The sequence below is a fragment of the Bartonella sp. AP20NXHL genome (genome assembly GCF_042196165.1).
In the GTDB taxonomy this organism is placed as follows: Bacteria; Pseudomonadota; Alphaproteobacteria; order Rhizobiales; family Rhizobiaceae; genus Bartonella.
In genome coordinates, this window is record NZ_JBHIPV010000003.1 from 131,986 (window position 1) to 145,394 (window position 13,409).

The window sequence follows — 13,409 nt, forward strand, 5'->3', positions numbered from 1 at the left end:
CTTTATAACAATGAATATAAAGGAAGTTTTGTGATATAAGAAACAGCTAAATCTAAGGCAATGAGAGATGGATAAAGGTTTTGATAATAATAAAAGATCAGTGTCTTCTGTTCATCGAAGAGTTGTGATTTTTGGTGTTGTTTTTATATTAGTTTTTCTTTTCATTGTGGGTATTTTAGGTTTTTTTTATCCACAAAGCTATTTGCAAAAGGCGATATCAATATCTTTTTTGATTCTAGCAATTATCGGTGTTGCAACACTCGTTTTGTGTGGAATGGGCATTTTAAGATATCATGTGTGGTCGCATGAAGATTTTGATTTTAGCATCTTTAATAGGAGCGATGATGCAATTGTAATCTCTGATCTTTCTGGTTTTGTTTATTATTCTAATCAAAACTATCAAAAAATTCTGACCTATAAGCCTGAAGTGTCTTGTTATATGGTTATTGCTGATCTTCCAGGAGCAGATGCACTCTCGTATCGCTTAAAGGTTGCTGCCTGTAATAATCTTGCAGCGCAAGAGGAATTGAGAGTAGAACAACCAATTTTTACCGATTCTACACCAAAAAAATCTGTTTGGTATAATATTTCCGTGCAGCCTATCACAAAACAGAAAAAAAAGCTTTTATTTTGGCGTATTACTGATATTTCGCATTTACAACAAACGCGAGAAGTTTTTTTCTCAAACCTTCAAGAGGCTATCAATCACTTGGATCAAGCCCCTATTGGTTTTGTATCCGTTAATAGACAAGGAACTATTCTTTATGCCAATGCGATTTTTGCCGAATGGTTTTCAATTGATTTAGCGAATTTCTCAATTGGTCAATATAATTTTGATTCGTTATTTGATAGCGTTGGCGCTAAGAGCTCATGGAGTGATATCTGTTTGCAAACCAACAGATATCAAAGTTCAGGTTACTCTTTACCTTATAGGTTTTCGTTATGTTTAAATTCACACACGACTTGTGAGAAAATATTCCATTGTCTTATATCTGTTTCTTCTCTCTTAGAAGAGGAGGCCATTTATCGTATTGTGATCATTCCACAACAAATACAAAAAGAAGAGGACGATCAATTAAAATTACCCAGTATATTAGGAGAATATTTTGATGCGAGTCCTTTTGCAATAGCCGTGGTGGATCATGCAGGGCAATTGATTCATATGAATAAAGCTTTTTCATCACTCACGGGATGTATGGACAAAGCTGTCAATTTTTATGATGTTATTTCTCGTCGTGATTGTGTGCAGTTAGAGCGTTCTTTTCAGAGAATTGCGACAAATAAAAATTATTTTGTTTCTCTAGAAACTGTTTTAGAAAAAAATGAAGAATGCCATTTACGACTCCATATTATGTCTGTACCGCCTTATCATGGTGATGCATTGCAAGATTTGCTTATTATCTCTGTCATTGAAACAACCGAACAAAAAACACTTGAAGACAAAATGATGCAAAGTCAGAAGATGCAAGCTGTAGGACAATTGGCTGGCGGCATTGCTCATGATTTTAATAATGTTTTAACAGCAATTTTAATGTCGTGTGATCTTCTTTTAAATACGCATCGTAGTTCTGATCCTGCTCATGCTGATCTGATCAATATTAAAAATAATGCTAATCGAGCAGCTGCTCTTGTACAGCAATTATTAGCTTTTTCTAGAAAGCAAACACTTCGACCTGAAGAAGTTGATTTTACTGAATTTTTATCAGATATCCGCAATCTTATTTTACCACTTTTGGGGAATAATATTCAGTTAAAAATTATCCATGGAAGAGATTTGTGGAGCGTTGAAGTTGATCAAGCATCTTTCCAGCGTGTTATTATGAATTTGGTTATTAATGCGCGTGATGCCATGTTAGATGGAGGTATTGTTACGATTGCGACAAACAATATTACAAAGCAACAAAGTGCTGAATTTAATCATCTTGGTTTAGCAATTGGCGAGTATGTGCAATTGACTATTTCAGATACAGGGGCTGGTATATCTGCTGCTATACAAGAAAAAATGTTTGAGCCATTTTTTACAACAAAAGAAGTTGGAAAAGGAACAGGACTTGGTTTATCAATGGTTTATGGAATTATCAAGCAGAGCGGTGGGTACATTTATTGTGAAAGTAAAGAAGGTGAAGGAGCAACATTTCATATTTTTCTTCCCCGTTATATCCCCAATATAAAAGGAGAAATTTCTCAAAAGATTGAAAAAGATGAAGAGAAAGATAAAAATATAGACTTAACAGGATCTGCGACTGTTTTATTGGTTGAAGATGAAGATGCGGTCAGAATGGGGGGGGTAAGAGCTCTTCAAATGAGAGGATATACGGTTTTAGAGGCAGCAAGTGGGGTGGAAGCACTCTCTATTCTTGAGGAACAAAAAGGAGAAGTTGATATTATTGTTTCCGATGTGGTGATGCCAGAAATGGATGGGCCCACTTTATTGAAGGAAGTCCGTAAAAACTATCCTGATATCAAATTTCTTTTCGTTTCTGGATATGCAAAAGATGCCTTTGCTAAAAATCTTCCACAAGATGCTGTTTTTGGTTTTTTATCTAAACCTTTTACACTCAAACAGTTAGCTGTAACAGTTAAAGAAACACTTTCGTCATAAACAAAAATTTATGCAATAGAAAATTGCGTATTTTAAGATTTTTTAGGCGAAATACGAGAGTATTTTGATAAATAGAGCTTATGATAATGTCATAGAATTGAATAAAGAAGAAAAATTTTAAAAATGAACTAAAATTCAAAAAATTACATATTTTGTGCAAAAATTTATGAAGAGATGGACTCTATTATGTCAATATTTCATAGAGATTTTCAATTGTAGATACTGAGCAAAAACTATGTGTAAAGCATTGAAATATGCTGATTAATAGATTGTTGATACACTCAAAAAGATAAAAGCTGTTGTTGCGTATCGACCATTTTGCTCTTCCCTTCAATAAATGCTTTTAAGGCTTCGGGATAGAGTTTATGCTCTGCTTTAAGAACTCTTTGTGCTAAGCACTCAGCAGTATCATGGGGATAGACTGGAACGGCTGCTTGGGCAAGGATTTTTCCTGCATCCATGTCTTCTGTAACAAGGTGAACAGTGCAACCCGTGATTTTTACACCTGCTTGTAAAGCTTTTTCATGTGTGTTTAAGCCTTTAAATGAAGGCAAAAGAGAAGGATGAATGTTTAAAATTCGTCCTTCATAAAGTTTTACAAAACGTGGTGAGATAAGGCGCATATACCCTGCAAAGCAGAGAAAATCCGGTTTATATTGATTTAAAATTGTAAAAATATTTTCTTCATGCTCTTCTTTTGTTTTGTAAATTTTACGATCAACAATATGAATAGGTAAGTTATGGTTTTGCGCTTTTTCAATACCGTTGGCACGCGGATTATCGCAAATAACCGCAACGATTTCAGCAGGATATGCCGTTTGTTGACTAGCTTGAGCAAGGGCGACCATATTGGATCCATTACCAGAAATGAAAACGACGATTTGTTTTTTCATAAATGCAGTACCCCTTTATAAAGTATTCCTTTATTTTGATCTTGGCATTTTGTTAAAATGCCAAGGGGAGTTACAGTCTCTCCTTTTCTTTCAAGAGCTTGTGTAATTGTTTCAGCTGCATGCTGTGCTACGATAATGATCATGCCAATACCACAATTAAATGTTCTTAACATTTCTGTTTCTTCTATTTTACCTTGTTTGGCAATCCATGAAAATACTGCTGGAACATTGATGCTAGAAAGATTAATTTCAGCGCAGAGAGAGGATGGAAGGACGCGTGGAATATTTTCAGGAAAACCTCCACCCGTAATATGAGCAAGAGCTTTAATCCCTTCATATTTTTGCATGATGGGAAGAAGCGATTTTACATAAATGCGTGTTGGTGTAAGAAGTGCTATACCAAGGCTGCTTTCAGGGGAAAAAGGGGCAGGGTCATTCCATTTGAGATAATTTTGCTGGATGATTCGTCGAACAAGCGAAAAGCCATTGGAATGAATTCCAGAGGCGCTTAGACCTAATATAATATCACCTTCTGTCAAATCTTTTGAAGGGAGTAGCTTGCTACGTTCGCATGCTCCAACAGCAAAACCAGCTAGATCATAATCTCCCTCTGCATACATTCCTGGCATTTCTGCAGTTTCTCCTCCAATAAGAGCAGCACCGGCTTGTTTACATCCTTCTGCAATACCGGAAACAATCGCAGCTCCTTGTTCAGGGTCAAGCTTTCCAGTTGCAAAATAATCCAGAAAAAAGAGAGGTTCAGCCCCTTGTACGAGTAAATCATTGACACACATAGCTACAAGATCAATACCTACAGTGTTATGGTGACCTACTTCAATGGCAATTTTTAATTTTGTTCCCACACCATCATTGGCTGCTACTAGGATAGGATCCGTAAAGCCTGCTGCTTTTAAATCAAAAAGTCCACCAAAACCGCCAATTTCTGCATCTGTTCCGGCTCGTTTTGTTGCGCGTATAAAGGGTTTAATTTTTTCTACCATGGCATTACCCATATCGATGTTTACACCGGCTTTTGCGTAGGTAAGACCAGCTTTGGATTTATCCCCAGCCTTGGATTTATTATTTGTAAGATCTTGATTGCTCATTGGAGCCTTCCTTTAATGGAAAATCAGGTTTTGATATTATGCAATGCCATGATAGAGTTCTCTCTGCAAGAGATATTGATAAGAAAATAAGCAACTTTTCTTGTACCTTATTTTGAAGTTGTTTATAATTTTTTGTGAAGAATTTTTTAGGATATTTTATGAGCAAGATATCAGATAATCACGGACAGTCCTCTTGGCAGCTTATGAGAAAGAAAGTGAGTGAGAATACATCTCGTGATCGTTATAAGACTTATGTGCCAGCGTATACTCAATTACCTTTGCCGAATAATATGAAAAGGCAAATCTTTTTTTGGCTTGGTACGCTGATTTTTTTCATTTTTTTTATGTTTGTTTTTGGATCAATTTTGCTTCCTTTTGTGGCAGGGATTGTGTTGGCTTATTTTCTCAATCCCATTGTTCAATTACTTGAAAAATTTGGTATTCGTCGTGTGTTTGGGACTGTCCTTATCACCCTATTTATTGTTATTACCTTTGTTGCTGCTTTAATTATTTTGATTCCTGTTATTAGTTGGCAAATACAGCAATTTATGAGTGATGGTTTACCTGTTTACATTAATCGTATTCAAACCTTTTTTGTTGAGCATGATTTTGATTGGTTAAGGCGCTATTTTGGAAGTGATCCAAATGAATTACGGAATAATATTAAAGGATTTTTGGGAGAAGGTTCGGATTTTATTACGTCTCTTTTGAATTCACTTTTAAAGTCAGGAAAATCAATCGTTAATCTCGTTAGCCTATTTGTTGTGGCACCTGTGGTGGCATTTTATATGTTATTAGATTGGCCACGTATGGTAACAGCAATCGATTCGTTAATACCGCGTGATCATCTTGAAACTGTTCGTAGTATTTTTCATGAAATGGATAGAGCTATTGCAGGCTTTGTTCGTGGACAAGGAACAGTTTGTCTCATATTGGGAGGCTATTATGCTATTGGTTTAACGATTGCAGGACTCAATTTTAGTCTTTTGATTGGTATGTTTATTGGTCTTATTAGCTTTGTTCCTTATATCGGCACAATGAGTGGCTTGGTCCTTTCTGTTGGTATTGCATGGGTCCAGTTTTATCCCAATAATTGGGGGGGAATCATCGTTGTGATGGCACTTTTTTTAATTGGTCAGTTTATTGAAGGTTATATCCTTCAACCCAAGCTTGTAGGTTCATCAGTGGGATTACATCCCGTATGGTTGATGTTTTCACTTTTTGCTTTTTCTTCACTCTTTGGTTTTACTGGTATGCTTGTTGCTATTCCTGCGGCCGCGGCTGTTGGCGTTTTAGTTCGTTTTGCTCTTCATACTTATCTGAGTTCTCAGATGTATTCGCGAAGCGGAAATTCGGAGCCGCTAAAATGAATGGGCGTGAAACGCAATTATCTTTAAATTTTCCCTATGATCCGATTTTTCAATTTGAGGATTTAGTGGTAACGGAAAGCAATCGTATGGCTTTTCAGCTTATTGATCACTGGCCCAATTGGAGCTTACCTATTGCAGTTTTGGTTGGTAAAGAAGGCTCTGGAAAAACGCACTTTTCTAATATATGGCTCCAAAAAGCAGATGCTTTCAGGATTCAGCACAATGAAATTGATCAGGCTATTACTATGGCTTCTTTAGGCAGATCATTTTTAATAGAGGATATTGATACAGGTGAAATCAATGAGACAGAACTTTTTCATTTAATTAACAGTATTAAGCAAGCAAATCTTGATGCACGACAGGCTACTTTATTGATGACGGCACAAACACTTCCTTCCGCTTGGAATTTAATGTTAAATGATCTAAAAAGTCGTCTTAATTCGGTGATGTTCGTTGAAATTAATCAGCCTGATGATGCATTGTTAACAGCTGTTGCATTTAAGCTTTTTTCAGATAGGCAACTTATTGTACATCCAGATACGGTTTATTATCTTGTAAGTCGTTGTGAACGTTCTTTATTTTCATTGAAGCGTGTTATTGATTCTGTTGATCAGTTGGCATTACAAAGAAAAAGAAAAATAACACGTTCTGTTATTGCTGAAGTTTTGAATAGAAGAAATCCGTAAATACTCCTTATCATGGCTTACTTATTCTGTCCTTCTACTATCGTTTCAATACGTGGAAAGACAAGTCATTTAAATTTTCTCCTTTTTGGATATCTATATAAAAGTAAAAAATAATATTTTTTACTTTTATCATGTGTTTATTTTAAATAGCTTTGAGATTTTATTGTATGATGTTGAATTCTTTCCATCTTCGCATTTGAAAATTTTTCTAAAAAGAGCGCTTTATTTTATTTATAATAAAATCTTTGTGCTTTGAAAAAATGTTTGTTGTTTATGGATTTGGATTGTAGAAGATTCTAGAATTTTTAATAAAAGCGTCTTTGGGAAGATAGAAAAAGAGAGGAAAAAGCTTAATACAGCTGAATTTTTTGGCTTATGTGCTCTTTGGGAAAGTTTTTCTATGATATTTAAGTCGTTTTTTTCTAAAATTGTATCTGTGGAATGCGTTTTGATACAGTGAGAGCTTGCTTAAAACAGGACAAAAATTATGAAGTCCTTATAGAGAAATTCATTCTTTTTTAATATAGATTGGATTTTCTACGGAGGTTATTTTCTACTACTTGTTAATAAATCTGTTATTGAATAGGGAAAAAGATTTAAAAATGTGCTTTTTTGTAAAGAAATGCAACAAAATTAAAAAAAAGTGTGTTTTTCTCTTGCACTTCTGTTGTGAAAATTTTAGGAAATGTGCATCAAGTAAATGTAAATGGCGGAGCGTAGCGCAGCCTGGTAGCGCACCTGATTTGGGATCAGGGGGTCGTAGGTTCGAATCCTATCGCTCCGACCATATTTGATTGAGTGTGTGAGAATGACCCAATTGGGTACGTGTGGTGAGAAACTATCATTCAAGCGTTGTGTAACTGAAGGAAAAAGGCATGATCGCACGTATTTATAGTCCTGCTAAGACAGCTATGCAGTCAGGTAAGGGGAATACTGGTTTTTGGATTCTAGAGTATGAGCCGGTGAAAGCGAAAATGCTTGAACCTCTTATGGGGTACACGGCAACGTCTGATATGAATAATCAGGTAAGAATCCGATTTAATAGGAAGGAAGAAGCGATTGCTTTTGCGCGTAAGAATGCTATCTCTTACCGTGTAGAAAAGAAACATACGTCGATTCGACGTGCTATTTCTTATTCTGATAATTTTCGCAGTGATCGGCAGCATTCTTGGACACATTGAATTAAAGATGCTATTTTGAATTGAGAAAATAATCAGTTGGGTCCCGTAGCTCAGCTGGATAGAGCAACGGCCTTCTAAGCCGTGGGTCACAGGTTCGAATCCTGTCGGGATCACCATGTTTAAATGATATTAATAGGCTATAAAAAGTTAGAGAGTTTTCCTTTTATTCTATTAGCTTATTTTTCTGTAAACTCCCGAACCTTTTTGATGTTTTTTGGTTGATTTTGTTTATAAACGTTTTCTGTTGACTGTTTTAGTATAAAATGATGCTGTTTTCTCTTTTTTCAGTAAAAATTGCTTTTGATTGCTGAAACTTTAGCATTGCATATTCTTGCCGCGTGTTGCTACTATATCACATGCTTTAGGAAACAGATTGCAAAAACTCTTTTTTACGAGCTTCTTTTCATCTTTCTGAAAATGAATATTTTATTTCTTAGATTAGATTTAAGCATTGCGGCTAATGCTGGTGAAATTGCCAAAAAACATCTATTGTGATTTTTTTTATTTTTTATGAATAATATTATTACGTTTTTCAGCATGATCTTTGGTAAGATCGATTTTGATTAGATACAAGGCATGATGGATTCGATTTAGAACTGTTTATGATGAGAATTTACAGACGGCACAAGAGGTAGGGAATATCTTCTTGTCTTGGAAGCTGTGATTCATAACGAATTACTTCTTTATGGTTTTTTCGTATAAAAAGTTGTTATATGTGCCGTCCAGATAAGATATTGTTTTTTTCAATGAGAGACACTTGCGGACAATTTGATTTAACATGATTGTCACTGTTTCTCAGGTAGGGTTATAGGTTGCATCAATGTTTAGGTTTTCTTAGTCTTATAGGTTTAAGAATGTATACTGTGTATTTATATGAATGAAGATAGATTGTATCTTAGAGTTAAATTTTTAGATTTCATATTTACATTTTCAAATGTTTTTTCTTATTTCTTTATAGTTTGTACATCATGTTAGAAGTATTTTAATATTGGATAACAATCACATTAAAATGTTATACAGATGAGATCTGAAGATCTAAACTCACACGGTTCAAGGTGATCATTATTTCAATAAGAATATAGTGTGAGGAGAATGCCATTTTACAGGCTTTGTTTTAAGAGATATCTCTTAAAGCTCACTTTACGCTGGCGCTCGTGAATGGTACAATGATAAATCCATTGAGCTCCATCATCTTTACACTTATGAAGAAATAAGCTGACGCTATCATATACTTTGCCTATTTGTCAGCCTCCGATGTTGCAATAGATTTTAGCACTTGAGGCATTTATCGGCATTTTTGTGCTTTTTTATACAATTTTTACTTAATACTAATTCCTCTTATGACGTGTAAGAGAGACGGTTTTGTTTGATTCAATATAAATAGGTTTGAAATGAGAAAACATTACGATATTCGGATTTCTCATTGAACATGGCAAACAATAAAACATGATTATAAATCAATGTATTTTTAGAATGAAAAAATTTGCTTTTATCGTGTTTTTTTACTCTTTTTGATATTTTATTATAATTTGTAATTGGTAAACTCAAAATACAGCTCTAAGGTTAAGTGTTTTATATCTATCGAAGTGACTGTGGTTATATCTAACTGTTTGGACAACAAGTGTATACCAATAGACATGAAAGAATTAAGAAAAACAGGGGATAGATCAGGAAATAAACAATATTTTTTAGAACAGAAGCCTATGCTTGTCGAAAGAATTTTAAAATCCAACTTCTAATCTGTTGCAAAATGATGTTGTTATTACGTTTGTGATACTTTTAGATGGCTTCCCCCAAGAGGCGCTATCAGAACGTAAAAAATATTAGAAACACTCCCTAAGGCATGCCCTTTGTAGAGGCATGTTGCAAAATCTTATTTCCGAACCTTTATTTACGCATCCCGCACCTTGGAAGAATACGATAATTCAATAATTTATTTATACTATAAAGTTGAATGGTGGGCGTGACAGGGATTGAACCTGTGACCCCTACGATGTCAACGTAGTGCTCTCCCGCTGAGCTACACGCCCATTCATTGATGTTGCATACACCATATAGAATGCCAAACGTCAATGCCTAATTTCATTTTCTCTTTCAACAGATGCAAATAACTTTAAAAATACTTTTTAAGCAGCGATAAGGATCTTTTCAACTTCATTGACGAGTTCACGTAAGTGAAATGGCTTAGAGAGAACCTTTGCATCAGGAGGGGCATCACTATTTGAATTGAGTGCTACTGCTGCAAAACCTGTAATGAACATTACTCGTAAATCAGGGTCAATCTCAGTAGCACGTCGTGCAAGTTCGATTCCGTCCATCTCTGGCATCACAATATCAGTCAGGAGAAGGGAAAATGGCTCTTCTTGTAAACGTTCATATGCGCTAATACCATTATCGAAATCGGCGACTTCGTAGCCTGCACGTTCTAAGGCTTTTACGAGAAAGCGACGCATATCGTTATCATCTTCTGCGAGCAGGATTCGTTTCATGATTATGTTCCAATGGCTCCATTTGTCAGAGTTTTGCCGCATCAATTATACAATATAGAGTATTTAGAAAAAAGATGGTAAAATGCTCATAATTGAAATGAATGGCAAAATGGTTAATTCTTACATTCTTATTCAGAATACAGCATATTCGTTGTGAGTTGGTTAAATTCGAAATATATGTGATTTTGAAAAAAGAAGGGGGGCTCTAAAACTTCTAAGATGATTCATTGCTATCTTTTCTTTTAAATTTGCTGATTATTATCAGAATTCCATTAAAAAACTTATGAAAACCATTATTGTAGGGACTTCCTATATCGAGAAATTAAAAGAATATTATGTTAATTTATTGTTTTTAAAAAGTTCTCCTAAGAAATAGAAATTTTATAGTTGTTTGTTTTTATAGAGATTTGTAATAAATATTATAAATGCGCTTTATTTCCAGTTTTTTTCCTTAAATAGATGAAAAATATTATTTTTCTAGATATAATATTAAATGAGTATTTTATAACAAATCAAAAATAGTATTTTGATGCTTTATTTATAAATATGTATCATGTTATATTAAGATAGATTTATTATTTTTATTTATATAAATAGTTTTTTATTAAGTTATTTTTTATGATATAAAATAATATTGTTTAATGTAATGATATACTTTGTATATTAGTTTTTTTATTAGAATGCGTGGTGAATATTTAGGTCATGGCTTGTCTGTAGAGGCTAGAAAACGAATCATATGAGTGGTTGGAAAGTAAAATCCATTATATTAAAAAGTGTTTGTAGATCCAATGCTCGTAGAAAATTTCTTTTTTGATAGGGCGGAGCGGAATTAAGGTTTAGTGTTATTTTACAGATACATTATCGGGAATAAATGCATCAAATGCAGCCCAAAATTGCTTTTTATAATCTTCGTTAACCATAATTGTATCCAGTTCAGCGCCTGTAATAGTAATACTTTCTGTCAGACGTGTGTGTTGGCATAATTGCTGCACTTCAATGTTGTTTGCAATATTATTTTGATTGGCAAGAATAAAGAGTGTTGGGATTCGTAAATCTCCATGAAGTACATTTCTCTTCACAGAATCAATCGCATTAAATACTGATGCTATCCATTGGGATGTTGGGGGCTTAATGGAAGAGAGCGGCACTTTATGTATGTGTCCCAATTGTATATTTTTTTGTTTTGTTTTGTTTAATTTTTTACCATCTTTCGCTGGTATAAAGCCAAGACCTATATCAGAAAGAAATTGTGTTAATTTATGTTGAAAACCATTTGTTTTATTGCCGAATGGAGCAAAAAGGGGAGAAACACAGAGCAATCTATTAAACTGATGATTAATGAGATCTAATCCGCTAAGTGCTATCAATCCACCTATGCCGTAGGCAAGCATAGAGTAAGGTGGCGGACAATTAGGATAAACAATATTTTTAAGAAATTTATATAAGTCATTAATATCGTTATTTATATCAAAATAATGATGTCTGTTTTGTTTTCTTATCTTGAGGGATGTTTTTTCTTGATCAAACCAGTCAAATATTGCTGTATGAAAACCGCGTTTAGAAATTTCATTTATTAATAAAAAATATTTTTCTAAAGCATTTGCGTAACTTTTGAGAATAACAATTGTTCCCTTAGATTTTTCCACCTCAGGATATGTTATAGCAAAACGAATTTCATGATCTATTGCTATTTTAAGAGTACCATGATGGACATTAAGAGGAGTGGCCCCCCAGTCTATGGGATAAAGAGGTGTTTCCAATTGAAATCCTTTACAATGTATTTGCTGCTTAGTGCTTTGACATTTATGTAATGAAGAAAAAGGATTTAAAAAGGGGTATATTGCTTTTTAGATAGTTTTTATCAATTTAGGTCCCAAAGAGTTGAAATAAAGAAAAACGATTACTAGATAATATAGTGCGGTTGCCATGATGGGGCCGCAGGTTCACAAGTAAGTTTGCCATGTGGGAACTTTGTGAATTAGTTATAAATTATAGTCGCTCTAGAGGAGGGCAATATTATGCGTCAAGTAGATTTTTCACCATTTTATCGTTCCACAGTAGGTTTTGATCATCTTTTTAACTGGTTTGATTCTAGAACACAACCAGACGAAGTTTCTTCTTATCCCCCTTATAATATCGAGCGTTTAACTGAAGATTCTTATAGAATTTCTATGGCTGTTGCTGGTTTTTCTCAAGATGAAATTGATATTGAAACGCATTGTAACCAGCTGATCGTTAAGGGAGACAGAAAGTCTAAAAATGATGATGAAGAGCGAGAATTCCTTTATCGAGGTATTGCTTCGCGTGCTTTTGAACGGCGTTTTCATTTAGCTGATCATGTTAAGGTTATTGGGGCAGAACTTGGAGATGGACTTCTTCATATTCAGCTTAAAAGGGAAATGCCAGCTGAATTAAAACCTAAAAAGATAACCGTACAGATGTCACCATCCATTACAAAAAATGATAACAGCGACATTATCGTGTAAAGAAAATTTAGAAAATATGAGATCGAATAATTATAAATTTTTCTGAAGAATAAAAAACGCGAGACAAAAGGTCTCGCGTTTCGTATGTGTTTTCCTAAGAAGAAGCGCATTTAAATAAAACAGCTTATCTCGAATTTATGATAAAATATCATTGCACATTATTCTATGTTGAAGAAAAATTTCATGTGTGTGCAATTGAAATGCATAATCATTCACTTTTTAAGTAAGCTTATTTTATAGCATTTTAAAAATGGTCGGAGCGGCGGGATTTGAACCCACGACCCCTTGACCCCCAGTCAAGTGCGCTACCAAGCTGCGCTACGCTCCGAGTTTGTGTAAAACGATTAAATGACTGTTTCTTTAAAGGCAAGAGAAAAAATAAACAGAATAATCTAAAATGCTCTTGCACTTAGAGCTTTTGAAAGTAAAAATTTTGGACATCAATATTTTGTTGTTAATTCAAGATAAATAACGAATTTGTAAAATTCTTTGTGATCATTAAATTTTTAGCACTATAGTTAATAGATGTATGCATTTAATTACTTTTGAGATTGTGAGGGGGTAAGATTGGTGACTTTAGGGGTATGAATTGGAGC

General features: G+C 34.3%; 9 protein-coding genes and 4 tRNA genes. 7 read left to right on the forward strand and 6 right to left on the reverse strand.

Going from position 1 to position 13,409, the window contains the following annotated elements; genetic code table 11:
* Window positions 1–67 precede the first annotated feature (67 nt).
* The gene (locus ACFILL_RS02940; protein WP_273791173.1) at window positions 68–2,602 is read left to right on the forward strand and encodes a response regulator; all 2,535 of its coding nucleotides are present in this window, start codon (window positions 68–70) and stop codon (window positions 2,600–2,602) included.
* Window positions 2,603–2,883: 281 nt separating this feature from the next.
* On the opposite strand, the gene purN is transcribed toward ACFILL_RS02940, so the two are convergent.
* Entirely contained in the window at window positions 2,884–3,495 is a 612-nt protein-coding gene (purN, locus tag ACFILL_RS02945; RefSeq protein WP_375613082.1) for a phosphoribosylglycinamide formyltransferase, read from the reverse strand.
* Window positions 3,492–4,601 carry a phosphoribosylformylglycinamidine cyclo-ligase gene (gene purM, locus ACFILL_RS02950; protein WP_375643184.1) on the reverse strand — a complete coding sequence of 370 codons (1,110 nt, stop codon included), beginning with the start codon at window positions 4,599–4,601 and terminating at the stop codon, window positions 3,492–3,494. The genes purN and purM overlap by 4 nt, the downstream gene beginning before the upstream one ends.
* 158 nt (window positions 4,602–4,759) lie before the next feature.
* Here purM and ACFILL_RS02955 point away from each other — a divergent pair, with 158 nt between their 5' ends.
* The 5 genes from ACFILL_RS02955 (at window position 4,760) to ACFILL_RS02975 (ending at window position 7,954) form a co-directional block, all read left to right on the forward strand.
* Window positions 4,760–5,971, forward strand: a complete 1,212-nt coding sequence (locus ACFILL_RS02955; protein WP_375643183.1) for an AI-2E family transporter — start codon at window positions 4,760–4,762, stop codon at window positions 5,969–5,971.
* Window positions 5,968–6,657: a DnaA regulatory inactivator HdaA gene (hdaA, locus tag ACFILL_RS02960; RefSeq protein WP_375643182.1), complete on the forward strand. Its 690-nt coding sequence runs from the start codon at window positions 5,968–5,970 to the stop codon at window positions 6,655–6,657. Before ACFILL_RS02955 ends, hdaA begins: the two co-directional genes overlap by 4 nt.
* Window positions 6,658–7,367: 710 nt before the next feature.
* Window positions 7,368–7,444, forward strand: a tRNA-Pro gene (locus ACFILL_RS02965).
* An 88-nt stretch (window positions 7,445–7,532) separates the two neighbouring features.
* On the forward strand, window positions 7,533–7,838 hold the full coding sequence (locus ACFILL_RS02970; RefSeq protein ID WP_273791168.1) for an ETC complex I subunit: 306 nt from the start codon (window positions 7,533–7,535) through the stop codon (window positions 7,836–7,838).
* Window positions 7,839–7,877: 39 nt separating this feature from the next.
* A tRNA-Arg gene (locus tag ACFILL_RS02975) sits at window positions 7,878–7,954 on the forward strand.
* Between the two features lie 1,839 nt (window positions 7,955–9,793).
* Here the strand turns inward: ACFILL_RS02975 and ACFILL_RS02980 are convergent.
* From ACFILL_RS02980 to ACFILL_RS02990, 3 genes are all read right to left on the reverse strand, one after another.
* Window positions 9,794–9,868: transfer RNA gene (locus ACFILL_RS02980), tRNA-Val, on the reverse strand.
* Window positions 9,869–9,964: 96 nt separating this feature from the next.
* Window positions 9,965–10,327: a cell cycle two-component system response regulator CpdR gene (gene cpdR / locus ACFILL_RS02985; protein ID WP_005773448.1), complete on the reverse strand. Its 363-nt coding sequence runs from the start codon at window positions 10,325–10,327 to the stop codon at window positions 9,965–9,967.
* Window positions 10,328–11,169: 842 nt separating this feature from the next.
* On the reverse strand, window positions 11,170–12,087 hold the full coding sequence (locus tag ACFILL_RS02990) for an alpha/beta hydrolase (protein WP_375629406.1): 918 nt from the start codon (window positions 12,085–12,087) through the stop codon (window positions 11,170–11,172).
* 258 nt (window positions 12,088–12,345) lie between these two features.
* On the opposite strand from ACFILL_RS02990, the gene ACFILL_RS02995 reads away from it, so the two are divergent.
* Window positions 12,346–12,813 (forward strand): Hsp20 family protein, encoded by a 468-nt coding sequence (locus ACFILL_RS02995; protein ID WP_273791398.1) that lies wholly within the window; start codon window positions 12,346–12,348, stop codon window positions 12,811–12,813.
* Window positions 12,814–13,064: 251 nt separating this feature from the next.
* Here the strand turns inward: ACFILL_RS02995 and ACFILL_RS03000 are convergent.
* Window positions 13,065–13,141: transfer RNA gene (locus ACFILL_RS03000), tRNA-Pro, on the reverse strand.
* Between the last annotated feature and the right edge of the window lie 268 nt (window positions 13,142–13,409).